This window comes from Allosphingosinicella sp., assembly GCF_036403745.1.
Classification (GTDB): Bacteria; Pseudomonadota; Alphaproteobacteria; order Sphingomonadales; family Sphingomonadaceae; genus Allosphingosinicella.
Window position 1 is genome coordinate 41,824 of sequence record NZ_DASWQI010000007.1, and the last position, 24,250, is coordinate 66,073.

Genomic DNA, 24,250 nt, shown 5'->3' on the forward strand with positions numbered 1-24,250 from the left:
CTGCCGTGCGTTGCTAGAGCGCACCCAAATTCCGCAGATTGCGGAATGGCGATTTTCTCCTGCGCATGCCGGACAGCCCGCATGCGCCGTACCGAAAGGCCCCCGATGACAGCCGTCGGAAACGACTCTCTCAACACCCGCACCGAACTCGACGTCGCCGGGCGCAGGTACGCCTACTACTCCCTCGACAAGGCCGCCGCGCAGCTTGGCTCCGTCTCGCGCCTCCCCTTTTCGATGAAGGTGCTGCTCGAGAATCTCCTCCGCTTCGAGGACGGGAAGACGGTGACGCGGGCCGACATCCAGGCGCTGGTCGGCTGGCAGGACAATCCGGCCGGGCCGGCGCGCGAGATCCAGTATCGGCCCGCGCGCGTGCTCATGCAGGATTTCACCGGCGTCCCCGCGGTCGTCGATCTCGCCGCGATGCGGGATGCGATGGCGGAACTGAAGGGCGATCCCGAGAAGATCAATCCGCTCGTCCCCGTCCACCTCGTCATCGACCATTCGGTGATGGTCGACGAGTTCGGGACGCCCAAGGCGTTCGAGCATAACGTCGCGCTCGAATATGAGCGCAATTACGAGCGCTACGAATTTTTGAAATGGGGCTCGAAGGCGTTCCGCAATTTCGAGGTGGTGCCGCCGGGCACCGGCATCTGCCATCAGGTCAATCTCGAATATATCGCGCGGGGCGTGTGGTCGTCGAAGGACCAGAGCGGGGCGGAGGTCGCCTATCCGGACACGCTCGTCGGCACCGACTCGCACACCACGATGGTGAACGGCCTCGGCGTGCTGGGCTGGGGCGTCGGCGGGATCGAGGCGGAGGCGGCGATGCTCGGCCAGCCGGTCTCGATGCTGATCCCCGAGGTGGTCGGCTTCCATTTGACGGGCGCGCTCGGCGAGGGGATCACCGCCACCGACCTCGTCCTCACCGTCACCCAGGCGCTGCGGCAGAAGGGCGTGGTCGGCCGCTTCGTCGAATTCTACGGGCCGGGGCTCGACAGCATGACCGTCGCCGATCGGGCGACGATCGCCAACATGGCGCCCGAATATGGCGCGACCTGCGGCTTCTTCCCGGTCGACGCCAAGACGATCGAATATCTGCGTTTGACGGGCCGGCCGGACGAGCAGGTCGCGCTCACCGAGGCCTATGCCAAGGCGCAGGGCCTGTGGCTGGAGCCCGGCCACATCCACGAGCCGGTGTTCACCGACACGCTGGAGCTCGACATGGCCACGGTCGAGCCCTCGCTCGCCGGCCCCAAGCGGCCGCAGGACAAGGTGCCGCTCTCCCGCGTCGACGAGGAGTTCATCGCCAATTTCACCCGCGAATATGGCCATGAGCTCGGCGAGCTCGGCAAGCGCGTGCCGGTGACCAACCCGGGCGCGGGCGCCGACGCGCTCGACGCGCAGGCCGCCGCGACCACCGATCTCGGCCATGGCGACGTCGTCATCGCCGCCATCACGTCGTGCACCAACACGTCCAACCCGGCGGTGCTGATCGCCGCCGGCCTCGTCGCCCGCAAGGCGCGCGCGAAAGGCCTGACCCGCAAGCCGTGGGTCAAGACTTCGCTGGCGCCGGGATCGAAGGTGGTGACCGACTATCTCGTCGCCTCCGGGCTGCAGGCGGATCTCGACGCCATCGGGTTCAACCTCGCCGGATACGGCTGCACGACCTGCATCGGCAATTCGGGGCCGCTGCCCTCGCAGATTTCGGACGCGATCAACAAGAACGACCTGGTCGCGGCCTCGGTCCTCTCGGGGAACCGCAATTTCGAAGGCCGGGTGTCGCCGGACGTGCGCGCCAATTACCTCGCCTCGCCGCCGCTCGTCGTCGCTTATGCGCTGAAGGGCACGGTGACCCACGACATGATCGACGATCCGATCGGCGACGGGTCCGACGGCGCGCCGGTGTATCTGAAGGACATCTGGCCTTCGAACGAGGAGGTGCGGCGCCTCATCGACCAGTATGTCCATGGCGACATGTTCCGCGCCCGCTATGCCGACGTCTATCAGGGCGACGAGAAGTGGCGCGGCATTCCGGTCGCGGGCGGCGAGACCTATGCCTGGTCGGCGGGCTCCACCTACATCGCCAACCCACCCTACTTTACGGGTATGACGATGACGCCAGTGCCCCCGTCGGACGTGATCGGCGCGCGGCCGCTCGCGATATTCGGGGATTCGATCACCACCGACCACATTTCCCCCGCCGGGGCGATCAAGCCGGACAGTCCGGCGGGCCGCTACCTCTCCGAGCACCAGGTGGCGCGGGGCGACTTCAACTCCTACGGCGCCCGGCGCGGCAACCATGACGTGATGATGCGCGGCACGTTCGCCAATATCCGCATCAAGAATCGCATGGTCCCCGGCATCGAGGGCGGGGTGACCAAATATGTGCCGACCGGCGAGGTGATGCCGATCTACGACGCGGCGATGCGCTACAAGGCCGAGGGCACGCCGCTGGTCGTCATCGCCGGCAAGGAATATGGCACCGGCTCGTCGCGGGACTGGGCGGCCAAGGGCACCAATTTGCTTGGCGTCCGCGCCGTTATCGCCGAGACCTACGAGCGCATCCACCGCTCGAACCTCGTCGGCATGGGCGTCCTCCCCCTGCAGTTCCTCGGCGAGCCGCCCCAGTTCGACGGCACCGAGACCTTCACCATCGAGGGGATCGGCAGCCTCAGCCCGCGCCAGGAGATTGCGGTCCAGGTCACCCGCGCCGACGGCGGCGCCTCGTCCTTCCCGGCCCGGGTGCGGATCGACACCTTGAACGAGCTGGAATATTTCCGGGCCGGCGGCATCCTCCACTACGTGCTCCGGAACCTCGCAGCCTGAGCGGGATCGAGCTCCTCGTCGAAATCCTCGGCTGGGCCGGGGCGCTGCTGATCCTGGCGGCGTACCTCCTGCTTTCGATGGGCCGCCTCACCGGCCAGTCGGCGCTCTACCAGGCGATGAACGTCGCCGGCGCGGCCGGGTTCGTCGTCAACGGCTGGTGGCACCGCGCCGTGCCTTCGGCCTCGCTGAACGTAGTATGGGCGCTGATCGGAGGAGTGGCCCTGTGGCGGATCTGGCGGAAAGGCTCGTCGACCTCAGCCATGTGATCGAGGACGGGATGACGACCTACAAAGGTCTTCCCGGCCCGCACATCTGCGACTTCTGGAGCCGCGCGCTCTCGGCCGAATTCTACGACGACGGCGCAACCTTCCAGATCGGCCGGATCGACATGGTCGCCAACACCGGCACCTATCTCGACGCCCCGTTCCACCGTTTCGAGGAGGGCGCCGACCTCGCCGCTTTGGCGCTGGAGCAGCTCGCGCGGCTCCCGGGCGTAGTGGTGCGGTCGGAGGGGCCGGCGATCGGGCCGGAGCTGTTCGACGGACTGGATGTGCGGGGCAAGGCCGTGCTGGTCCACACCGGCTGGGACCGCCACTGGCGGACGGAGGCCTATCAGAGCGGCCATCCCTTCCTCACCGAAGCGGCGGCGCGCCTGCTGGTCGAAGGGGGCGCGAAGCTCGTCGGCATCGACAGCCACAATATCGACGACACGGCCCGGCGGGCGCGGCCGGTCCACACCGCCCTGCTGGGCGCTGGCATCCTCATTTGCGAGCACATGACCAACTTGGGGGCGCTGCCGGACGAGGGATTCCGCTTCTATGCCATGCCGCCGAAGGTCGCCCGAATGGGCACCTTCCCGGTGCGGGCGTTCGCGGCGATCAGCTGAGCGCCGGCGCCAGCCAGCCGGGCATAATGGCAGAGCCGAGGTCCTCGACGCGCCGGTGCTCCACGGCGAGGCCCAGCCCCGGATAAAAGGCGCGCGTCCGTTCTCCGGGCGCCTCTGCCGGGACGACGACGAGGCGTCGGTTCACCTTCGACCGATAGTTCATACGGGCGGTATTTTCCTGGCCGACATAGCAGCCCTTGGTGAAGCTGACGCCGTTCAGCTCGCCGGCGTTGCATTCGAGCCAGAGAATCTTGTCCGAGCCGAACTCGGCCCGTCCTTCGGTCACCCCGAGCGACAGGCGGTGGCGGAGCCAGCCTTCGGCGGCTTCACCGGCCGGCGCGAGCCAGCGGCGGCCGAGGTCCGGCAGGCGGGGATCGGGCAAGCCTTGTGCGCCGTCCGCCGACCAATGCACGGCGAGGCCTTCTTCGCGGGCGATGCCGATCTTGCGGCGCAGGCGGTAGAGGGTCAGGCGCTTCGCCAAGTCGGCCGCCGCCTCCGCTTCGCAGTCGATCAGCACGTCGTCGTCGGCGGCCCAGAGGAGAAAATCGAACAAAGCCTTGCCCTGCGGCGTCAGCAGCCCGGCCCAGAGCGGACGATCCGGGGCGAGGAGGGTCACATCATGGGTGACGAGCCCCTGCAGGAAGGGCCGCACCTCCTCGCCCGAGAGGCGGAGGAGGGCACGGTCTGAAAGGGTGGTCGCGGCCATGCACCCTTGATAGGGAGCCGGAGCGCCGATCCCAAGGGAGCCGATGCCAAAGGAGCCGATGCCAAAGAGCCTATGATCGACCGCCTCACCCTCCGCCGGCCCGACGACTGGCACGTCCACCTCCGCGACGGAGCGATGCTGGAGGCGGTGGCGCCCTACACCGCCCGGCAGTTCGCCCGCGCCATCGTCATGCCGAACCTCGATCCGCCGGTGACGACGGTCGCGGCGGCCGACGCCTATCGCGCGCGCATCCTCGCCGCCACCGAGGGCACGGGTTTCACCCCGCTGATGACCTGCTACCTCACCGACGAGGCGGACCCGGCGGAGCTTGCGCGCGGCTTCGAGAGCGGCGTCTTCACGGCGGCCAAGCTGTATCCGGCCAACGCGACGACCAACTCCGCGCACGGGGTGACGGCCATCGCGAACATCCAAGCCGCGCTCGAGGCGATGCAGCGGCTGGGCATGCCGCTCCTCGTCCACGGCGAGGTCACCGATCCGGACATCGACATATTCGACCGGGAGAGGGTGTTCATCGAGCGCACGCTGGGGGCTTTGGTGCGGGATTTCCCGGCGCTGAAGATCGTGCTGGAGCACATTACGACCGCCGAGGCCGTCGCCTTTGTCGAAGCGGCCGGTCCGAACATCGCCGCCACCATCACCCCGCAGCACCTCCTCATCAACCGCAACGCACTGTTCGCCGGCGGCCTCAGACCGCACGCTTACTGCCTCCCCGTCGCCAAGCGCGAGGAGCACCGCCTCGCCGTCCGCCGCGCCGCCACCTCCGGCTCGCCGAAATTCTTCCTCGGCACCGACAGCGCTCCGCACAGCGTCGAGCGCAAGGAGAGCGCCTGCGGCTGCGCCGGCATCTTCAACGCCCCCTACGCCCTCGAAACCTACGCAGCCGTCTTCGACGAAGACGGCGCCCTCGGTCATTTTGAGGCGTTCGCGTCGGAGAACGGGCCCCGGTTCTACGGGCTGCCGCCGAACGAGGGGACGCTGACGCTGGAGCGGGCGGAGGTTGCGGTTCCGGACCGCGTCGGGGGCGGAGAAGCCGGGCTGGTCCCGTTCCGCGCCGGTGAAACGCTCCCCTGGCGCCGTGCCGGGTCGGCCTGAGCGGGCGACCGCCAGCGCCGCACCGCGTATTGTTTCGGCGCATCGGCGAGCGGCTTTCGGCATGGCGCGGCGTGGCTCCTGCCGTCGCCCGTCACCAAAACAACGGCCTCGCCGGACGCGCACTTCTTTTGGACAGCGGCGTAGGTGTCGGCGGTGAGCGCCACCGGATCGCCGCCCTCGATGCTCTTGAGCACAGGATCGCCCGCCAAATCTCCGCAGCCGGCCGGCGTCTGCAGCCTGATCTGAGCGGGACCCGTGTAGAAGCCGAAGCCCTCGCCCTCCGCAAGCCGGGTGCAGCTCTGGCCCAGCACGTGGAAGAGCAGCGCCATCCTGCGGCCAGCCGGCGTCACCTCCTGCTCGATCTGCGCGCCCAGCCGGTTCAGCGCCCGTGGGAGCTCGTCCCAACGGGCGGGGCCGCTCCGCTCGACGAGCAGGGCGGCGGGGAGGAAGCCCTCCGCGTGTGCGATCCCGGCGGCGGCATAGAAATCGCTCACGCCGTAGGTCTTGGCGCGCGACGGACGGGCCTTCCGGATCGTCGCCCCCCACACATCGAGGATCGTCGCCTTGGGGCGCGCCTGTCGCACCGCAAGATCCACAGCCCATTGCAGGACCATCCCGCAGGGATAGCGGATCCGGTTGGTCAGGAAGCCAATCTGCGAAAGCCCCCTGTCGCCCGCTGCCTCGACCCCGATGCGGCAACGATTGAGGGCGTCGGCGAGTTGGCCTGCGACAGCGCGATCACCGGCCGCACCCGGCGCGGTGGTGGCAAGAAGCGCCACATAATCGGCACCGCCCTCGTGAAGCCATGTCGGCGTGCCATCGGCAGGCGACGCGATGCCGCCGTTCCAGAAGTGGAAGGCTTCGTGGAAGATGAACGTGCGGATCTTCGCTGCCGTCTGCGGATCGCGCGTCTTCCAGGCATCGCCGTGGAATCGGATGGTCACTACCGCCCCCGGTGTCGCATCGCCGACATTATAGCTGCGACCGCCGCCGAAATGCCGCAATACGAGCAGCGGCGTGCGTCGCGGCGCGACCCCCATCGCCTTGCGGTAGACCGCGACGGCGGAGGCAAGGTCGCTGCGGACTTCGGCAACCAGCCATGCCGGGGTCGCCGGATCGGCAGCGACATCGAGGCCTCGGGCGCGGTTGAGCAGCGGCGTCGGGCCGATGAACACCATCCCATCGCTAACCTCTCCCGTCGACGGGGCCCGCACCTGGCCCGGCGACGTCTTGAACCTCATCGTCGTCCGCCAGGCCGAGGCCTTGCCCAGCAGTGCCGGCGCGTAGAGCACGCCGCCGCCGCCGATCGCGACGAAAGCGGGATATTTCGCGTCGTGCTCCTCGGCGGTCGGGCGGATGCGGATCTCAAACCGGCGGAACCGAGCAGGCGCCGTGACGGCGTCTCCGGCGAAGGTCAGTCCCGGCGTCACCATTTCGAAATCGTCGGATCGAAGAACGGTATCGCCTTCGAACGCGAATCGGGAGACGGGCCGATCGAGGAGGAACAGGGCATGCGCTCCGTCCGCTTTCACCTCCACGACAACCTCAGCCTTCCCGCGCGGCGCCTCCGCCGCAGGGACCGGCGTCGTCCATACGAGCCCAGCCCACAGCGCGAGGATCATTCCCGGCGCCCACCCCAACACGATCATCGCCGCTCCTGCCCCTGCATCTCCGTCACGAGGCTAACGCCGCGCCCTCTCCTTGTCGCAACGAAAAAACCCGGCCGCTCCGTTGGGAGCAGCCGGGTTTCTTTCGCCCCACGAAGGGAAGTGGTTCAGCCGAGCGACTGCAGGTTCACGGCCGCCGTCTTGCCGCGGCGATCGACCTCGAGCTCGAACTCGACGCGGTCGCCCTCGTTGAGGCTCGACATGCCGGCACGCTCGACGGCCGAGATGTGGACGAAGGCGTCGGGCTGTCCGTCGTCGCGGCTGATGAAGCCGAAGCCCTTCATGGCGTTGAAGAACTTGACGGTGCCCTGGGCCTTTTCGCCGGTCAGCTGGCGCTGCGGTCCACCGCCGCCGGCGCCGCCGGCGCCGCCGAAGCCGCCTTCACGCGGCTCGCGCGGCGGAGCGCGATCTGTGACCGGCATCGGCTCGCCCTCGATCTTGAGGTCGGTCGCCGAGACGCGGCCGCCACGATCGACGAGGGTGAATTCGAGCGGCTGGCCTTCGGCAAGGCCGGTGAGGCCCGCCTGCTCGACCGCCGAAATGTGGACGAACACGTCCTCACCGCCGTCGTCGCGGACGATGAAGCCGAAGCCCTTTTGCCCGTTGAAGAATTTGACGATGCCCTTGCCCTGGCCGACGACCTGGGGGGGCATGCCGCCGCCACCGCCGCCGCCGCCGCCGCGGAAACCACCGCCGCTGCCGCCGCCGCCGCCGAAGCCGCCGCCACCGCCGCCGCGGTAACCGCCGCCGCCGCCGCCACGATCGCCGTAGCTGCTGCCGCCGCCGCCGAAGCCGCCGCGATCGCCGCCGCCGCCGCCGTAGCCGCCACCGCCGCCACGGTAGCCGCCGCCGCCGCCGCCGCCGCCGAAGCCGCCCCGATCCTCAAATCCGCCGCCGCCGCCGTAAATATCGTCGCCGCCGAAACCGTCGCGCTTGTCCCTGCCGCGCCCACCGCGCTCGCCGCGGCGTCCTCTATCGAAACCCATGATCCTCAGTTACTTTCCAGCGCCCTCGTCTCCCTTAGAACCACCGCGCTGGGCTGATCGCGCAAACGGCCTCATGCGCCACATCCACGGCACACTGCCGACTCACATAGCCGAAGAATATGATTCGGGCGAGGGGATTCAGCTTCGTTCCTTCATCTGGCGTTCAGGCTGGCTCCCGCTCCCGCCTCGTGCCATGGCCGAACCTTCAAAAGCAGGGCGTTGAACAGGCATGGACTCTCTCTTCGGGACCTTCGCCGAGCCGGCCGCCTGGGCCGCCGTTGCGACCCTCATCGTGATGGAAGTGGTGCTCGGCATCGACAATCTGATCTTCGTGTCGATCCTCTCGAACAAGCTGCCCGAGGCGAATCGGCAGAAGGTGCGGCGGATCGGCATCGGCCTCGCCCTCATCATGCGGCTGGTGCTGCTGTCGGCGATCGCCTGGCTGGTCGGCCTGACCGCGCCGGTGCTCGACCTCGGCATCGCCGGCGCCCCCGGCCCGCACGGGGAGCCGAGCTTCGAGACCACTTTCTCCTGGCGCGATCTCATCCTGATTGCCGGCGGGATGTTCCTGCTGTGGAAGGCGACTCGCGAAATCCACCACAATCTCCAGCCGGGCGAGGAGGACGGCATCCTCGATACGTCGAAGGCGGTGCTCGGGGTCGGCGCGGCGATCGTCCAAATCGTGCTGCTCGACATCGTCTTCTCGATCGATTCGATCCTCACCGCGGTCGGCATGACCGACCAGCTCGCGATCATGGTCGTCGCCGTGGTGGTCGCGGTCGCGATCATGCTGTTCGCCGCCGATCCGGTGGCGAACTTCATCGGGCGCAACCCGACGGTGGTGATGCTGGCTCTGGGCTTCCTGCTGATGATCGGGGCGGTGCTGATCGCCGACGGCTTCGGCGTCCATGTGCCCAAGGGCTATATCTACACCGCCATGGCCTTCTCGGCGCTGGTCGAGGGGCTCAACATGGTCGCCCGGCGGCGGCGGGCGCATTAGGCGAGGCCATTGAGGCGGGGGGCGCTTGCGCCTATCTGGCTCCGATGACCGTTCATTTCCATGAAGAGGATCTGCCCGCCGGCGTGTTCGGCGACGGGCCGGTGGCCGTCGACACCGAGGCGATGGGCCTCCACCCGGGGCGCGACCGCCTCTGCCTCGTCCAGATTTCGGACGGCAGCGGCGAGGAGCATCTCGTCCGCTTCGGCCCCGACAGCCGCTTCGATGCGCCGAACCTGAAGGCGGTGCTGACCGACCCCAACCGGCTGAAGCTCTACCATTTCGCCCGCTTCGACCTCGCCATCATGCGCGCCTATCTCGGGGTGATGGCGGAGCCGGTCTATTGCACCAAGACCGCCTCCCGGCTGGTGCGGACCTACACCGACCGTCACGGCCTCAAGGAACTGGTCAAGGAACTGCTCTGCGTCGACGTGTCGAAGCAGCAGCAATCGTCCGACTGGGGCGCGCCCGAGCTTTCCGACGCGCAGAAGGATTATGCCGGGTCCGACGTGCGCTACCTCCACCAGCTCAAGGAGAGGCTCGACGAGCGGCTGACCCGCGAGGGGCGCTGGCCGCTCGCCCAGGCCTGCTTCGATTTCCTGCCGCACCGGGCGATGCTCGATCTCGCCGGCTGGCCGGAGGTCGACATCTTCGCGCATGTCTGATGGCCGCCGCCATGTCTGAAGCCGCCGCCAAGCCGGACGCCGGCGCCACGTCCGACGCGGCGAGGCGCGACCGCGCGGTCAAGCGCGGCTGGGCGCGGCCGGGCAGCGCGCACGACTGGCTGGTCGGGTTTTTGAAGATCCTGCTGCCGCTCGGCGTCGGCGTGGTGCTCGCCTATCTGCTCCTCTCGCCGCTCTCGAAGACTAAGGAGAACAGCTTCCTCCTCGACAAGAAGAAGGTCGAGGTGGCGCACGAGCGGCTGAAGACCCAGTCCGCCGAATATCGCGGCGTCGACGATCAAGGGCGGCCGTTCACCATCCAGGCGCAGCGGGCGGTCCAGCCGACCGCGGCAGCGCCTTTGGTCAACGTCAACGGCATGGCCGCCCAGCTGCAGATGAAGGAGGGGCCGGCGACGGTGAATGCCGACCAGGGCCAGTACAATATCGACAAGCAGCAGATGCAGGTCCAGGGCCCGGTCCACGTCCAGGCCGCGAACGGCTACAGGCTCGAGACGCGCGACGTGAACATCGACCTCAACACCCACAAGGTGACGGGCAGCAACGGCGTCGAGGGCACGACCAACGTCGGCACCTTCCGCGCCGACAACATGACGTCCGACATCCGCAACAAGAGCGTCGTCCTGACGGGCCGCGCCCACTTGCATATTACGCAGGGCGGCCTCAGGGGGAAGAAATGAGCGCGCAACGCCTCCTCATCCTCCTCGCCGCGGCGGCGACGGCGGTGCCCGGCATTCCCTCGGCCGCGGCGGCGCCTGCGAGGAACGGCGTCTGCGCGCAGAGCGGCTTGAAGGGCCACAACAGCAATGCGCCGGTCGATTGGGACGCGCAGCGCATCGAGGTGCAGGACCAGCAGGGCAAGGCCATCCTCACCGGCAACGTCGTCGCCCGCCAGGCCGAGCTGACGCTGACCGCGTCGCGGGTCGTTGCGGCTTACTCGAAGAAGCCCTCGACCCATGTCGACCGGCTCGATGCGAGCGGCGGCGTGGTCATCAAGGGGCCCGGCGAGACGGCGCGGGGCGCGTTCGGCATCTACGATCTGAACCAGAAGATCATCACCATGGTCGGCGGCGTCACCCTCACCCGCTGCGACGCGACGGTCAGCGGGGCGCGGCTGGTCTACGATCTGAACAGCGGCCGCGCGGTGATGGACGGTGGCGGCGCGGCGGGTTCGGCCAATCCAGGCGGCCGCGTCACCGGCTCGTTCACGGTCAACCAGGGCAAATCGAGTCCTTCCGCGAGCCGCTGACCGCCTCCAAGACCATCATTTTTGTTCATGCACGAAGCCTGCCAGTTGAGGCGGCGGGCGGCATGGCTTACATCCCGCTGGAGCGATCGGAGCCCTGATGAACGAGGCCACCCTCCTGAAGACCCCGGACCGGGGGGCCGAGGCGGCAGACTATGCCGAGGGGCTGTCGGTCGTATCGATCGCCAAATCCTACGACCGCAAGGTGGTGCTGAAGGACGTGTCGCTGCACGTCGACCGCGGCGAGGTGGTCGGTCTGCTCGGCCCCAACGGCGCCGGCAAGACCACCTGCTTCTACTCGGTGATGGGGCTAGTGAAGCCCGACCATGGCCGGATCATGCTCGACGGCCAGGACATCACCGGCCTCCCCATGTACCGGCGCGCCATCCTCGGCCTCGGCTATCTGCCACAGGAGACGTCGATTTTTCGCGGCATGACGGTGGCGCAGAACATCCAAGCCGTCCTCGAGCTGTCGGAGCCCGACAAGGCGCGGCGGCGCGAGCGGCTGGAGACCCTGCTCGGCGAATTCCACATCACCCACCTGCGCGACTCGCCGGCCATGGCCTTGTCGGGCGGCGAGCGGCGGCGCTGCGAGATCGCCCGCGCGCTCGCCGCCGATCCGTCGATCATGCTGCTGGACGAGCCGTTCGCCGGCATCGACCCGATTTCGATCTCGGATATCCGCGATCTCGTCTGCGAGCTGAAGAAGCGCGACATCGGCGTGCTCATCACCGACCACAATGTCCGCGAGACGCTGGACATCGTCGACCGCGCCTGCATCATCTACGGCGGCGAAGTGCTCTTCGCCGGCAGCCCCGAGGCGCTGGTCCGCGACCCCAACGTGCGCCGCCTCTATCTCGGCGAGAGTTTCGAGCTCTAGCATCATGGGCCTCGGTCCACGCCTCGACCTTCGGCAGAGCCAGTCGCTGGTGATGACCCCGCAACTCCAGCAGGCGATCCGGCTGCTGGCGCTCTCCAACCTTGAGGTCGAGAGCTTCATCGCCGAGGAGCTGGAGCGCAACCCTTTGCTCGACACCGGCGGCAGCGACGACGCGCCGCCCGTCGCCGAGGCCGCGCCCGACGCGGGCGAGCCGGCGACGTCCGACGAGCTGATGCTCGGAGGCGGCGGCGACGCTGCGCTCGACCTCGACCTCAATGACGAGAATCTCCACCAGGACAGCGCCGCCGACCGCGCGCTGGACGGCGGCCTCGGCCTCGAACGCATAAGCGGCGGCGGTTCGGAAGGGGACGGGCCGGACTTCGACAGCTTCGAAGCCGGCGATATCTCGCTGCACGAGCATCTGATCGCGCAGGCCGGCGAACGGCTTTCCGCCGCCGATTTCCTCATCGCCCGCCAGATCATCGAGCAGGTCGAAGAGACGGGCTGGCTCTCCGGCTCGCTGCTCGACATCGCCCACCGCCTCGGCGTGCCGCTCGCCGAGGTCGAGCGCGTCCTCGCGGTCGTGCAGAGCTTCGACCCGGCCGGCGTGGCCGCCCGCTCTCTCGCCGAATGCCTCGCCTTGCAGGCCAAGGAGGCGGACCGCTACGACCCTGCCATGGCGCGGCTGATCGACAATCTCGATTATCTCGCCAAGGGCAATCTCGGCGCGCTCCGCCGCATCTGCGGCGTCGACGATGAGGATTTGGCCGACATGATCCGCGAGCTGCGCGCCTACGATCCCAAGCCCGGCTGCCGCTTCGCGCAGGGCCAGCGAATCGAGGCGGTGGTGCCCGACGTGTACGTCGCCCGCCGCGCCGGCGGCTGGGCGATCGAACTCAACTCGGCGACCCTGCCCAAGCTGCTCGTCAACCGCTCTTATTATACCGAGCTCGCCACCGGCGCCGACCGCAAATCCAAGGCGTGGCTCTCCGAATGCCTCGCCAGCGCCAATTGGCTGACCAAGGCCCTCGACCAGCGTGCCCGCACCATCGTCAAGGTCAGCGCCGAGATCGTCAAGCAGCAGGACGGCTTCTTCCGCCACGGCGTCGCCCACCTGCGCCCCCTCACGCTCCGCCAGGTCGCCGAAGTAATCGGCATGCACGAATCGACGGTGAGCCGCGTCACCTCGAACAAATATCTCGAATGCGACCGCGGCCTGTTCGAGCTCAAATATTTCTTCACCAGCGGCATCCAGTCCTCCGACGGCGGCGACGCCGTGTCCGCCGAGGCGGTCAAGTCGCACATCCGCGCGCTCATTGCTGCCGAGAGCGGGAACGCAATCCTCTCCGACGACCAGCTCGTCGACCTGCTCCGTGCCAAGGGTTTCGACATCGCCCGCCGCACCGTCGCCAAATATCGCGAAGCTCTCGGGATCGGGTCGTCCGTGCAGCGGCGGCGGCAAAAGGCGATCGGCGCGCGCGCGGCGTGACGGCCGTCCGTGGCGGCCGCGCAACAACCAGACTCCAAAAAACGCGTCTCCCCTCAACGCAATTGTGTGCGCGGGCGGCATGTAATAGTGTCACATGCATGATAGGCTGAGGAGAGGTCGATGCGCCTGCTTGCTTTGCTCCCGATGGCGGCGCTGCTGATCGCCCGCATCCGGTCCGATCGCCGCGCAGCCGCTCCGAACCGAGGCGCCCGCGTCAGATCCCGACCGCTTCTGCCAGCGCTTCATCGAGAACGCCTCGGACTGGCGCCGGACGATGTACAGCGTCTCTTCGCCAACGCCGATTTCGCCCGTGGCCTCCAATGCGCCGCCGCCCCCACCACCGCCACCGCCGGTGGCCTCCGCGGACATGATCAACTCGCTACCGCAGTCGTTCGCTGCGCAACGATCCATCGTCGTCAGCGGCACCAAGAGCGGGCATTACGCCCCTTCGCCCGACAATCGCGACCGCTACGAAAAGAACCCCGTCGCCACCATCCAGGCGGTCGCCGACGCGCCGGTTTCCACCTTCTCGGTCGACGTGGACACCGGCAGCTACGCGAACGTCCGCCGCCTCCTGACCAGCGGCCAGATCCCGCCGCCCGACGCGGTGCGGACCGAGGAGATGCTCAACTATTTCCGCTACGATTACCCGCTGCCGCGCGACCGCAGCCGGCCTTTCTCGGTACCACCGACATGGCCAGGACGCCGTGGAACGGCGAGACCCGGCTGCTGCGCATCGGCCTGCGCGGCTACGACGTCGAGCGCAGCGAGCGCCCGCCGGCCAACCTCGTCTTCCTGGTCGACGTCTCGGGCTCGATGATGGAGCCGGACAAGCTGCCGCTCGTCCAATGCTCGCTCGCGCTCCTCGCCGAACGGCTGACGCCGCGCGACCGTGTGTCGATCGTCGGTTATGCCGGCAATGCCGGGCTGGTGCTCGAACCGACCTACGACAAGGAGAAGGTGGTCGCCGCCCTCGCGCGCCTTGAGGCGGACGGCTCGACGGCCGGCGGCCAGGGGATCGAGCTCGCCTACCGCTTCGCCGAGCGGAACAGGATGGAGGGCGGCATCAACCGCATCTTCCTCGCCACCGACGGCGATTTCAACGTCGGCGTCACCGACATCCGCGCCCTCATCGGCATGGTCGAGCGGGAGCGCGACACGGGCATCACGCTCACCACGCTCGGCTTCGGCTCGGGCAATTACAACGACGCGATGATGGAGCAGATCGCCGACCACGCGAACGGCAATCACGCCTATATCGACAACCCGCGCGAAGCGCAGAAGGTGCTCGAGGAGGAATTGTCCTCGACCCTCTTCACATCGCCAAGGACGTGAAGGTGCAGGTCGAGTTCAACCCCGCCTACGTCCGCGAATACCGGCTGATCGGCTATGAGAATCGCGCGCTGACCGAGCAGGATTTCTCGAACGACAAGATCGATGCCGGCGACATCGGCGCCAGCCACCAGGTCACCGCGCTTTACGAGATCGTCCCGACAAGCGCCAAAGGCTGGCTGCCGGACCGCCACTTCGCCGCCAACCGCCGCGAGGCCGCCGGCGCGGCGAACGGCCAGCTCGCCTGGCTGCGGCTGCGCTACAAGCTGCCCGACGCAACCCAGTCGAAGCTCATCGAGCAGCCGATCCCGGCGCGCCTCATCCAGACGGCAGGCGCCCCGCGCGGCGACACCGCCTTCCGCCGTCGCCGGGTTCGGCCAGAAGCTGCGCCACGATCCGTGGCTAAAGGACTTCGCCTTCGCCGACGCCCGCCACCGCCGGTACGCACGATTATGGCGCAACGAATTCCTCCGCCTGGTCGACCTCGCCGACAGGAATGGAGGGCGCGCCGCCGGCCGTAAGGGTCAAGACTGAACCCTGGGCCTTGCCAGCGGCGCCGGCGCCGCGCTTAGGGGGCGGATGGACCCTGCCATCCTCGTCCTCGCCGGACGCCGCTCGCCCGCCACCGATCCGCTCGCCTTGCGCGCCGGCGTCACCCACAAGGCGATGGTGCCGGTCGGCGGCGAGGCGATGGTCGGCCGGGTGCTGCGGATCGCCGAACAGGCCTTTCCCGGCGCGGCCCTCTTCGTCTCGGTCGATGACGCAGCAGCCATCGCCGGCGACCCGACCGTCGCCCGCCTCACCGCCGCCGGCAGGCTGCGGACGCTGGAGGCGCGGCCCAACATCGTCGACAGCGTCGTGGCGGCGAGCCAAGCCACCGGCTTCCCCCTCCTCATCACCACTGCCGACAACGTGCTGATGACGCCGGACGGCATGCGCGTCATCGCCGCGCTTGGCCGCGAGGGCGGCGCCGACGCCATCGCCATGATGGCCGAGCGCGCCGCCATCCTTGCCGCGCACCCGGACGGGCAGCGCCGCTTCTACGCCTTCCGCGGCGGCGCTTACTCGAACTGCAACCTGTTCTGGCTGGGGAGCGACAAGGCGTTGCGCGCCACCGAAAGCTTCCGCCTCGGCGGCCAGTTCGCCAAGCACAAACGCCGCGCCGTGAAGGCGCTCGGCCTCACCACCTTGTTCCTGTTCGTGAGCCGGCTGCTGACGCTGGAGGGGATGTTCCGCCACTTCTCGCGGCGCTTCGGCGTGCGCATCGTGCCGCTGGTAACGCCCGACGGCCGCCTCGCCATCGACGTCGACAATGAGCGGACCTTCGGCGTCGCCGAGGAAATCCTCGCCCGCGCCGGCTGAGCCGGCATCCGAAAAACGTTGCGCGGGCGTGCCTGTGGCAACCGCCGCGCCGGTGCGGCCGTTCCCCTTCTCCACGAAGGAGACCGACGATGACCGACCACAAGAAAAAGGGCGATTTCGACCAGTGGCAGAACGAGGATAAAGGCGGCGACAAGAAGCAGCACGACAATCGTAACGAGGCGAGCCGGACCGGTGGCCAGAATAGCGGCCACGGCGGGCATAAGTAGGTTCGTCTGCTCGAGGGGGATGCGGAAGGCGGACCATCGTCGCAGCCGCCGGGCCTGCGAAACGCCGAACCGTTCGTCGCCTTCAGCAACCAATGTCCTGCCGGGCGGTTTTCGCCACCAAGGACCAGCAGCGGGTGCGGCTGAAAGGAGCTTAGTATGTTCCGGCGTATGATGGCAGTTTTGCTGATCGCGGCGTCCCCGGCCGCCGCCTTCGGCCAGGACGAGGAGATGGGCGGCTGGGCGCTTGCCCAGATGCCCAACGGCTGCATGGTCCAGGCGACGTCTCCGCAGGGGACGATGATCTCGATCTGGGCGTTTGCGGGCGAGCAGAAGCTCGCCTTCCTGCTCCAGAACCGGACGTGGAACTCCCTGCGCGACGGCAAGAATTACGCGCTGAAGCTCGACACGGACGCCCAGTCCTGGCCGGTCGACGCCATCGCCCGCCAGCATATCGACAGCGACGGCCCCGGCCTCCTCTTCACGGTCGAGCCGGGCAGCCGCACCAACAGCGGGTTCTTGAATGCCTTCGCCTCGTCCAAGGGGATGCGGATCAGCCAGGACGGCCGCAGCTTCGACACCCTGCCGCTCGCCGGCAGCCACGGCGCCATGGCCTCGCTCGCCAAATGCCTGGCCGAACGCTGGTCGAGCGCTTCGGCGACCGACACCGACGAGGAGCCGGCGAAGAAGGCGGATCCGGCGGCCACGACCATCTGACGCCGCTGCGGCACGCCATCGGCCTGCCGCCGCGAGTCCGCGATTCGCCCCGTGCCGCCGGCGGGGGGCGTGACGCGGGCTTGCGTGCGCGCTAAACAGAGTGGCGGGGGAGGAGGCATCATTGAACGAGCTCGAATATCTCGGGCTCGCTGCGGGGGTTACCGTGGCGATCCTGTTTCCCTTCATCGTCGTGTCGGTCCACGCGCGCCGCGAACGGCGTCGCAACCGCAAGGCCGGTTCCCGCCGCACCGACAAGATCCACCTCTAGCGGCCTCCCCTGCGCCCCGCTGAAACGGCCGCCGCAATAATTCTTTTACTGTTGCACAAACGGCTCACCGCCCGTTTCCAACGCCTCGCCGTGGCGGAATTCCGCGATTTTTCGCAGGCTGCGGCAGGGCCCGTACGGGTCCGGAACGGGCCGTTCATCCTAAAGCCATGAAACTCTTCAGACTTACCGGTCGTTGTGCCGTCAAGTTGTGAAAGGAGCCAGGAGTTATGGCGACGAGTATCCTTGAGGCGCGCGGCGGCTGCATCATTCCGCAGGCGGATCAGCGTGGCTATCATATCGTCTACCGCGAGCATGAAACCAATTACTGCCCGGGTTGCGGGCGGACCCACTGGTATATCGGCCGCTCGATGGCCGAGTGCGCGTTCTGCACGACGGCGCTGCCGCTCGAGAACGCACCGATGATCGCCGGCGGCGCCATCGTCCGCACCATCCGGCGCCCGATGTTCCCCGACCAGGCCTACGCGGCCTGACCGCCGTCCCCTGCGACGCGCGAAAGCGCCGGCCCTCCCGCCCGGGACGGCCGGCGTTTTCGTGCATGCTCTACGGAGCTTTCCGCACCGGCACCGGCGCATTGCACAAATCGACCCCGCCGGCGGGGCGATTGAAGAAGCTGCCGCCGCGGTTGGCGCGGCCCTTCACATAAGCGGCGAAGGACGCGCTGTCGGTGCGCATCGCCTGGAAGCGGGGGCGCTCCGCGGCCGGGATGTCGGCGGCGAGGCGCGCGCGCGCGATGCCGACATTCTGCTTCGGATCCTCGTAGAAGCCGAGATTGCCGGTGCCGCGCGGGCGGGCCGACAGGAGCTGCATGCCCTCGATCACGCGGCCGATCAGCGCGATGTTCAAATCGAGGTGGCGCGGCGCGTGGCCGATCACCGCGTACAATTCGCCGCCGCTGCCGGTGTCGGGAGCGAGATCGCGGCCGACGCCGACGTAGCCGTAGCAATGGGTGAGCCAGGCCTTGCCCGCCTTGGGGTCGTAGCCGATCGGCCAGCCGTTCGTATGGCCGGCGCGCGGGGCATAGCTGTCGGGGTAGCCGAGCGGGCGAATGGTCAGGCCCCCGATGCGGCGCGAATATTCCGCCGGCGGCTTGGCCACGACGGCGGCGGGAAAGGGGGTTTTCGCCTCGTTATTCCCCCATTGCGCGACATAATTGTCCTGCACCCGGTACACGCTCGATCCGTTCCACCAGCCGCCGCGGGCGAAGGCGCGGACGTTGGCGACGTGGACGGGGGCGAAATCCGGCGCCAGCTCGATGACGATGCGGCCGCCCTCGCTCAGTTCGATGACGAGGAGATTTTCCGGCGCCACGTCGCGCCATGCAGCGGCGGGCGCGTTCTTAATCGCGTCGGAAGGCTCCGCCACCCGAGCGATGGGCACCGGCCGCCACGCGGCGGCGGGGGCCGTCTTCGTCGTGTGGGAGGGCTCCGCGGCGCCTGCGGCGGGCACCGGCCGCCAGGCGGGCGGCGGCGCCGCTCCAGCCAGAACGATGGCGGCGAGAAAGGCGGCGGCTGTGCGCATGAGAAGCTCCCCGGTTGCGGGGGTCTCCTTAGCATGGCGCCGTGGCCGAAAGGGAAGAGCCGAAAAGGGAAGGGGCGTGCCTTTCGGCACGCCCCGGACGCAGCTGGAGGGATGGGCTGGGAAGCTGCGCCCTAACCTTCGACCCGGCTAAACGAGGAGGCGCCGGCGCGGCTGAGCGCGCGCACCCGCTCCAGATGGAGAGAGGAGAGGCGCAGGTGCGCCTCGGCGGCGCTGCGATCGAGCGACCGCGACGCCATGTCGATCTCCGCCATCGCCCGGTCGCTGTGGAATTTGACCTCGTCCTGCACCGCGTTCATGCCCCTCATCGTCGAAGCCAAGATGGGAAAATTACCGGGTCGGCGCACTCACATGGATCAGCGGTCGAAGCTAAATACCGAATCTGGCACGCTTTTTTCGCGCGCCCTCACCAGCTGCAAGTTCGGCGCGGGTGCGTCGCTCAGCGTCTTCATCTCGCCCAGATGCAATTCGGACAGGCCGAGATGGGCGATCGCCGCTTCCGGCGATACCGCCGCGCGGGCACGGTCGAGCTCTTCCATCGCACGATGCGCGTGGAGGCGGATCCGGTCTTTCCTGCTCATGCTGGACCCCGACTCGGGGTGGAACTCTACAAGGCGATGAGACGAAGCTGACTCGATTCGCAATCATCCACCACAACGTGGGTTAGCCGACGCGAAGCGGCTCCGCATCGTGATGCAGGTACCGTTCGTTGAAGTCCCCGGCGTCGCGCATGCGCTTCCAGTCGACGATGCGGATGGTGCGGCGGTCGCGGTCGATCAGGCCTTCCTCGCCGAGCTGCTTCAGCACCCGGTTGACGTGGACCGAGGTGAGGCCGACCGCATCGGCGAGCTGTTCCTGGGTCATCGGCAGCTCGTAGACATGGTCCTTCGCAAGCCCCGCGGCCTCCAGCCGCAGCGAGAATTCGCACAATATGTGGGCGACGCGGGCGCGGCTGTCGCGGCGGCCGACATTCACCACCCACTCGCGGAAGATCGAGGAATCGATCAATGTGTCGATCCACAGCGCCCGCGCCACCGCCGTGTTCGAGAGGACCAGCGCCTCGATCGCCGCGCGGGGAATGAAGGCGATCTCCGCCTCGGTCAGCGTCTGGACGCTGGTGTCGGCGATGCCGAGGAACATGTGCTGGAGATCGACCCACTCGCCGGCCATGTGCAGCGAGATGATCTGCCGCCCGCCCTCGCCGGTGAGCTTGTAGCGATAGGCGAAGCCGGACAGGAGCAGGGCGCAATATTCGGGGGAATCGCCGTCGCGCACGACGTGGCCGCCGGGCGCCAGCCGGCGCACGTTATGCGGTAGGCCCAGCAGCGCGCGGCGGTCGCGATCGGCCAGCGGGGCGCGCCGTTCCAGGCGGCGGATCATCAGCTCCCAGGTCGGATGCAAGTCCGGCACGGCTTCTCCTCACTCCAAGGGGGAACGCTGCCGTTCGCGAGGGCGAACGGGCGGGTGACCCCCCTTCGGAAGCCATGCATAATCGGTGCAATACGGGGCTGCTCTTATCTAGATTAGACCCAGCGTTTTAACGTTAATTTCCCGGTCTTTGCGGGACGTCGCCGGGCCTCTCAGGCCAAGCGGGGGGGGGGGCGGGGCGGATACCGCCGGGACCGCCTTCCTCGTAATGAAGATAGCGGGTGCTGAAATCGCCGATCGTGCGCAGCCCGTCCCAGTCCGCGATCGCCACCGCGCGCTTGTTGCGGTCGATGACGCCGAGCCGCGAGAGTTCCTTCAGGACCCGGTTGATATGGACCGGCGTCAACCCGGTGGCGTCGGCGAGTTGCTCCTGCGTCATCGGCAGCTCGTAGCGATATTGGCCGGTCAGGCCGCCCTCCTCGAGCCGGAGCGCGAACTCGCAGAGCAGGTGGGCGACGCGGCTCAGCGAATCCCGCCGCCCGACATTGACCATCCATTCGCGAAAGATCGCGGCGTCGATCAGCGTGTCGATCCACATGGCCCGGCCGACGTCGGGATGCTCGGTGACGAGGGCGCGCAGCGCCGGGATCGGGATGGCCGCGACCTCGATCCGGGTCAGCGCCTGCACATTGTGGTCGGCGACGCCGAGGAAGCTGTTCTGGAGGTCGAGGAACTCGCCGGGCATGTGGACGGAGAGGATCTGCCGCGCGCCGTCTCCGGTCACCTTGTGACGGTAGGCGAAGCCGGTGAGGAGGAGCGCGCAATGGCTGGGCGGCTCGCCTTCGCGGACGAGATAGGCCGCGGGCTCGAGGGTGCGGTACGTGAAGGGCAGCGCCAGAACTGCGGCGTGACCCTCGGCGGTGAGCGGGGCCCGCGTCTCGAGCCGGCGTACCGCGCGCTCGATATCTTGGGGGACCATGACAACTCTCCGCATGAGGTAAGCGGGAGCGGAGTGACGTTCCACAGCAGCCTAGGCCGGCAAGCTGCCGACCAGCGATTCTTATAAACGATGTGAGACGACGCGTAACTCACACAGGATTGATGGTCCATGTCTAACCTAGGTTAGACATTCCATGCAGATACGGCTGGACGCGCACGGGCGAGGGGCGTCTAACATAGGTTAAATGTCGCAAACCAATCTTGAAGTCGCGGAGGGCACCCTCGCCGCGGCGAGCCCGCTCGTGGTAAAGCTGGAGAGCTTCGCCACCCTCGCCGCCGCCGACCGCGCCGCGCTGGCCGATCTCGGCCGCTACGCCCGCGACCTCGGCGCCCGCCGCAACGTCATCCGCGAAGGCGACCGGCCCGACCATGTCCACCTGATCCTCGACGGCTGGGCGGCGCGCTACAAGCTGCTCCCGGACGGCACCCGCCAGATCACCGCCTTCCTCATCCCCGGCGATTTCTGCGATCTCCACATCACCATTCTCGGCCACATGGACCATTCGATCGCGACCATCACCCGCGCGACCGTCGCCTACGTCCCCCGCGCGGTCATGGACGCGCTCACCGACCGGCCGTCCGTCGCCAAAGCCTTCTGGTGGGCGACCCTCGTCGACGAGGCGGTGCTGCGCGCCTGGGTGGTCAATGTCGGACGCCGCGACGCGTACGAGTCGATCGGCCACCTGATGTGCGAGCTGTACTTGAGGATGCACAATGTCGGCCTGACCACCGACCACAGCTACGAACTGCCGCTTACCCAGGAGGAATTGGGCGACGCGCTCGGCCTGACGCCTGTCCACGTCAACCGCAGTCTGCAGCGGATGCGGGCCGACGGCCTCATCAGCCTCGACCGCGGCGCCCTCACCATCCACGATTATCGCCGGCTGGAGAAAGCGTCGGGGTTCAACCCGAATTACCTCCATTTCGAGCGGCGCTCGGGCGGCTGAGGGGCGGCAGTACCACCTCCATCACCATGCCACCTCCGCCACCTCCGACTGGATCCGGGGTGATAGCTCCCGGAAGTGCGGTCCGTGACGACACCGGGGGCCCGCCCTCCTGAAACAGGCGGGAAGTCGAATGTCCGCTATGGGTGGAAAGCCGAGATTGAGCTGAGCGTCTCGATCGGCCTCTTCTGGCGGGTAGCGAACGGTCCGCTTTCAAAGGCCGCACGTTTGATTGCGGACGTTGTGAACCGAGCTGTTCGGCGGGCCGGTCGCGGGCTGGTGAGAGGGTACACCAGCACTTGGGTGTGTTAAGAGTCTCGCTCCGCCGAGTCCGGCCTTTTCCGAGAGACATGTATGGGCGCGATATCGCTGGACATCATTCCCGATAACGAAGCTGATCGCATGGCTGCCGTGCGCCGCTATGAAATACTCGACACGCCGCCTGACGGTAGCTTCGATCGCGTGACGGCGCTTGCTGCACGCCGATTCGACGCACCCATTTCGATCATCAGTATCGTGGATCACGACCGCATCTGGTTCAAATCTCATCACGGCCTGGATGTGCAGCAGATTGGGCGCGAACCCGGCCTCTGTGCGTCGGCTATCCTATCGTCCGAGGCGCACGTCCTTTTGGATGCAAGCGCCGATGTAAGGTCCCTTGCCAACCCGCTTGTTGCAGGCGACTTCGGGCTGCGGTTTTACGCTGGCGTTCCTCTCCAAACATCCGACGGTTTCAACCTCGGCACGCTCTGCGTGATCGACAAGGCACCTCGTCCTGTGGACCAGGCGCAGATCGACGATCTGAAGGACCTGGCGTCATTGGTCGTGGATCAGTTGGAACTCCGGTTGGCGGCCCGTCAGGCGGTTGAAAAGGCCGAGATCATGGCTCGGGAGATAGACCACCGGGTGATGAACAGCCTGCAGTTTGTTTCGGGCCTGCTGACGATGCAGAGCCGCTCGACAGGCGCTGTCGACGCCTCGGCTCAATTGCGCGAGGCAGCGACGCGGGTGATCGCGGTCGCGCGTGTCCACCGGAATTTTTATTCCACCGACACCGAGGAGGTTTCCTGCCTTACGTTTTTGAGGCGGCTCTGCGCCGACCTATCGGAGATTTGCGGGGTCGAAGTGGAGGTGACGGGAGATGAGGGCAACGTCCCCACGACCTGGATTCAGCCAATCGGGCTCCTCACAAATGAATTGGTGACCAACGCGGCGAAGCACGGCGCCGGCAAGGTGGCGGTGATCTATAAGGCTGAGGGCGCTGCGCGGGAATTATCGGTGTGCGACCAGGGTGACGGCGTGCCGGAGAACTTCGATCCCGGCGCCTCCGTCGGGCTTGGGATGAAGGTAATCGGCCTATTGGCGAAGCAGCTTAATGGAACGGTGGCTGTGAGTGAGAATTCTTCGGGCGGCGCGTGCTTCCAAGTCGCCTTCGGAGGCGCAGAAGGTCGCTGAATCCGACCCGCCTGGTGCCGATTAGATCACTGACTTTAAGTCTGTTTTTGGGTGCCGCGACCCGCCCCGCTCGCGTCGGTTCTCCCCAGCACGGCTTTCCCCTGCCCGACTGGTCCCTGCATCTTGCGACATCCTACTGAGACGCATGTCCGCCTTCGACCCGCAGGCGCCATTCGCACGCCGTGCGAGGCTGCTCAAAGGAGGGGAGCGCGTGGGAAGCGGGTGGGGCAAAAGCCCGTGGAGAAGCCGGCCTAGGACATCTCCGGCCGGGGCTCTGGCGGCTCGTCGGAAAGCCGCGCAGCCTCCGCCTCGTACTCGTCGGCCATGCTGCGGAGGGTGCGCGACACCTTCTCGTCTATCGTCGAGGAGGCGAGCCTGCGGCACTTTTCCGCCTGCTGGAGCAGGTAGGATCGAGTCGGCATGGGGCGCGGCTTATGTCGGCTATCCGACATAGATCAAGCCATTTCGGCGCAAAAAGGGTCCGTCGCGATCACGTGCGGCGGACCCTCCCTGAAGGCGCGGCCCTCCCACGATCGCGTGGCCTTTTC

The 24,250-nt window shown here is 67.7% G+C and carries 29 protein-coding genes; 20 read left to right on the plus strand and 9 right to left on the minus strand.

The annotated features are described in order from the left end of the window. The first annotated feature begins 105 nt into the window (after window positions 1-105). The 3 genes from acnA (at window position 106) to VGC56_RS01385 (ending at window position 3,712) form a co-directional block, all read left to right on the plus strand. Window positions 106-2,826, plus strand: a complete 2,721-nt coding sequence (gene acnA, locus VGC56_RS01375) for an aconitate hydratase AcnA (protein WP_464122755.1) — start codon at window positions 106-108, stop codon at window positions 2,824-2,826. A 77-nt stretch (window positions 2,827-2,903) separates the two neighbouring features. After that, window positions 2,904-3,092 carry a CBU_0592 family membrane protein gene (locus tag VGC56_RS01380; protein WP_464122756.1) on the plus strand — a complete coding sequence of 63 codons (189 nt, stop codon included), beginning with the start codon at window positions 2,904-2,906 and terminating at the stop codon, window positions 3,090-3,092. After that, window positions 3,050-3,712, plus strand: coding sequence for a cyclase family protein (locus VGC56_RS01385; protein ID WP_464122757.1), 663 nt, complete (start codon window positions 3,050-3,052; stop codon window positions 3,710-3,712). Before VGC56_RS01380 ends, VGC56_RS01385 begins: the two co-directional genes overlap by 43 nt. On the opposite strand, the gene ygfZ is transcribed toward VGC56_RS01385, so the two are convergent. After that, complete coding sequence (ygfZ, locus tag VGC56_RS01390; protein ID WP_464122758.1) at window positions 3,705-4,418, minus strand: CAF17-like 4Fe-4S cluster assembly/insertion protein YgfZ; 714 nt, start codon at window positions 4,416-4,418, stop codon at window positions 3,705-3,707. The two genes, VGC56_RS01385 and ygfZ, sit on opposite strands and share 8 nt — an antisense overlap. Window positions 4,419-4,490: 72 nt before the next feature. On the opposite strand from ygfZ, the gene pyrC reads away from it, so the two are divergent. Continuing rightward, on the plus strand, window positions 4,491-5,531 hold the full coding sequence (gene pyrC / locus VGC56_RS01395) for a dihydroorotase (RefSeq protein WP_464122759.1): 1,041 nt from the start codon (window positions 4,491-4,493) through the stop codon (window positions 5,529-5,531). A gap of 1,774 nt (window positions 5,532-7,305) precedes the next feature. Here the strand turns inward: pyrC and VGC56_RS01400 are convergent. Then, window positions 7,306-8,184 (minus strand): cold-shock protein, encoded by an 879-nt coding sequence (locus tag VGC56_RS01400; RefSeq protein ID WP_464122760.1) that lies wholly within the window; start codon window positions 8,182-8,184, stop codon window positions 7,306-7,308. Between the two features lie 229 nt (window positions 8,185-8,413). Here VGC56_RS01400 and VGC56_RS01405 point away from each other — a divergent pair, with 229 nt between their 5' ends. The 6 genes from VGC56_RS01405 (at window position 8,414) to rpoN (ending at window position 13,476) form a co-directional block, all read left to right on the plus strand. After that, window positions 8,414-9,184 (plus strand): TerC family protein, encoded by a 771-nt coding sequence (locus VGC56_RS01405; protein ID WP_464122761.1) that lies wholly within the window; start codon window positions 8,414-8,416, stop codon window positions 9,182-9,184. Between the two features lie 44 nt (window positions 9,185-9,228). Then, a complete protein-coding gene (locus tag VGC56_RS01410) occupies window positions 9,229-9,846 on the plus strand; it encodes a ribonuclease D (RefSeq protein WP_464122762.1) in 618 nt (205 codons plus the stop codon). 11 nt (window positions 9,847-9,857) lie between these two features. Then, window positions 9,858-10,541, plus strand: a complete 684-nt coding sequence (gene lptC, locus VGC56_RS01415; protein WP_464122763.1) for an LPS export ABC transporter periplasmic protein LptC — start codon at window positions 9,858-9,860, stop codon at window positions 10,539-10,541. Then, window positions 10,538-11,110 (plus strand): LptA/OstA family protein, encoded by a 573-nt coding sequence (locus tag VGC56_RS01420; protein WP_464122764.1) that lies wholly within the window; start codon window positions 10,538-10,540, stop codon window positions 11,108-11,110. Before lptC ends, VGC56_RS01420 begins: the two co-directional genes overlap by 4 nt. 97 nt (window positions 11,111-11,207) lie before the next feature. Continuing rightward, the gene (gene lptB, locus VGC56_RS01425) at window positions 11,208-11,987 is read left to right on the plus strand and encodes an LPS export ABC transporter ATP-binding protein (RefSeq protein WP_464122765.1); all 780 of its coding nucleotides are present in this window, start codon (window positions 11,208-11,210) and stop codon (window positions 11,985-11,987) included. Between the two features lie 4 nt (window positions 11,988-11,991). Further along, entirely contained in the window at window positions 11,992-13,476 is a 1,485-nt protein-coding gene (rpoN, locus tag VGC56_RS01430) for an RNA polymerase factor sigma-54 (RefSeq protein ID WP_464122766.1), read from the plus strand. Between the two features lie 90 nt (window positions 13,477-13,566). Here the strand turns inward: rpoN and VGC56_RS01435 are convergent, their stop codons facing one another. Beyond that, window positions 13,567-13,845, minus strand: coding sequence for a hypothetical protein (locus VGC56_RS01435; RefSeq protein ID WP_464122767.1), 279 nt, complete (start codon window positions 13,843-13,845; stop codon window positions 13,567-13,569). Here VGC56_RS01435 and VGC56_RS01440 point away from each other — a divergent pair. From VGC56_RS01440 to VGC56_RS01475, 8 genes are all read left to right on the plus strand, one after another. Further along, window positions 13,844-14,296 (plus strand): VWA domain-containing protein, encoded by a 453-nt coding sequence (locus VGC56_RS01440; protein WP_464122768.1) that lies wholly within the window; start codon window positions 13,844-13,846, stop codon window positions 14,294-14,296. The genes VGC56_RS01435 and VGC56_RS01440 overlap by 2 nt on opposite strands. Continuing rightward, a complete protein-coding gene (locus VGC56_RS01445) occupies window positions 14,296-14,811 on the plus strand; it encodes a vWA domain-containing protein (protein WP_464122811.1) in 516 nt (171 codons plus the stop codon). Before VGC56_RS01440 ends, VGC56_RS01445 begins: the two co-directional genes overlap by 1 nt. Beyond that, window positions 14,808-15,329 carry a YfbK domain-containing protein gene (locus VGC56_RS01450; protein WP_464122769.1) on the plus strand — a complete coding sequence of 174 codons (522 nt, stop codon included), beginning with the start codon at window positions 14,808-14,810 and terminating at the stop codon, window positions 15,327-15,329. The genes VGC56_RS01445 and VGC56_RS01450 overlap by 4 nt, the downstream gene beginning before the upstream one ends. A 58-nt stretch (window positions 15,330-15,387) precedes the next feature. Continuing rightward, on the plus strand, window positions 15,388-16,170 hold the full coding sequence (locus tag VGC56_RS01455) for a spore coat biosynthesis protein F (RefSeq protein ID WP_464122770.1): 783 nt from the start codon (window positions 15,388-15,390) through the stop codon (window positions 16,168-16,170). Between the two features lie 89 nt (window positions 16,171-16,259). Continuing rightward, a complete protein-coding gene (locus tag VGC56_RS01460; RefSeq protein WP_464122772.1) occupies window positions 16,260-16,397 on the plus strand; it encodes a hypothetical protein in 138 nt (45 codons plus the stop codon). 156 nt (window positions 16,398-16,553) lie between these two features. Beyond that, entirely contained in the window at window positions 16,554-17,111 is a 558-nt protein-coding gene (locus tag VGC56_RS01465) for a hypothetical protein (protein ID WP_464122773.1), read from the plus strand. A 121-nt stretch (window positions 17,112-17,232) separates the two neighbouring features. Further along, window positions 17,233-17,379 carry a hypothetical protein gene (locus VGC56_RS01470; protein WP_464122774.1) on the plus strand — a complete coding sequence of 49 codons (147 nt, stop codon included), beginning with the start codon at window positions 17,233-17,235 and terminating at the stop codon, window positions 17,377-17,379. 227 nt (window positions 17,380-17,606) lie between these two features. After that, window positions 17,607-17,870, plus strand: coding sequence for a hypothetical protein (locus VGC56_RS01475; protein ID WP_464122775.1), 264 nt, complete (start codon window positions 17,607-17,609; stop codon window positions 17,868-17,870). A 70-nt stretch (window positions 17,871-17,940) separates the two neighbouring features. Here VGC56_RS01475 and VGC56_RS01480 read toward each other — a convergent pair whose 3' ends face one another. The 5 genes from VGC56_RS01480 to VGC56_RS01500 form a co-directional block, all read right to left on the minus strand. Further along, window positions 17,941-18,918, minus strand: a complete 978-nt coding sequence (locus VGC56_RS01480) for a peptidylprolyl isomerase (RefSeq protein ID WP_464122776.1) — start codon at window positions 18,916-18,918, stop codon at window positions 17,941-17,943. Window positions 18,919-19,049: 131 nt separating this feature from the next. After that, on the minus strand, window positions 19,050-19,244 hold the full coding sequence (locus VGC56_RS01485) for a hypothetical protein (protein ID WP_464122777.1): 195 nt from the start codon (window positions 19,242-19,244) through the stop codon (window positions 19,050-19,052). 48 nt (window positions 19,245-19,292) lie between these two features. Then, entirely contained in the window at window positions 19,293-19,475 is a 183-nt protein-coding gene (locus VGC56_RS01490; protein ID WP_464122778.1) for a hypothetical protein, read from the minus strand. Window positions 19,476-19,599: 124 nt separating this feature from the next. Next, complete coding sequence (locus tag VGC56_RS01495; RefSeq protein WP_464122779.1) at window positions 19,600-20,346, minus strand: Crp/Fnr family transcriptional regulator; 747 nt, start codon at window positions 20,344-20,346, stop codon at window positions 19,600-19,602. 133 nt (window positions 20,347-20,479) lie between these two features. Continuing rightward, window positions 20,480-21,283, minus strand: coding sequence for a Crp/Fnr family transcriptional regulator (locus tag VGC56_RS01500; protein WP_464122780.1), 804 nt, complete (start codon window positions 21,281-21,283; stop codon window positions 20,480-20,482). Between the two features lie 205 nt (window positions 21,284-21,488). Between VGC56_RS01500 and VGC56_RS01505 the strand changes: the two genes are divergently transcribed. After that, on the plus strand, window positions 21,489-22,250 hold the full coding sequence (locus tag VGC56_RS01505; protein WP_464122781.1) for a Crp/Fnr family transcriptional regulator: 762 nt from the start codon (window positions 21,489-21,491) through the stop codon (window positions 22,248-22,250). Window positions 22,251-22,601: 351 nt separating this feature from the next. After that, entirely contained in the window at window positions 22,602-23,702 is a 1,101-nt protein-coding gene (locus tag VGC56_RS01510; RefSeq protein ID WP_464122783.1) for a sensor histidine kinase, read from the plus strand. A 251-nt stretch (window positions 23,703-23,953) separates the two neighbouring features. Here VGC56_RS01510 and VGC56_RS01515 read toward each other — a convergent pair whose 3' ends face one another. After that, a complete protein-coding gene (locus tag VGC56_RS01515; RefSeq protein ID WP_464122784.1) occupies window positions 23,954-24,124 on the minus strand; it encodes a hypothetical protein in 171 nt (56 codons plus the stop codon). Between the last annotated feature and the right edge of the window lie 126 nt (window positions 24,125-24,250).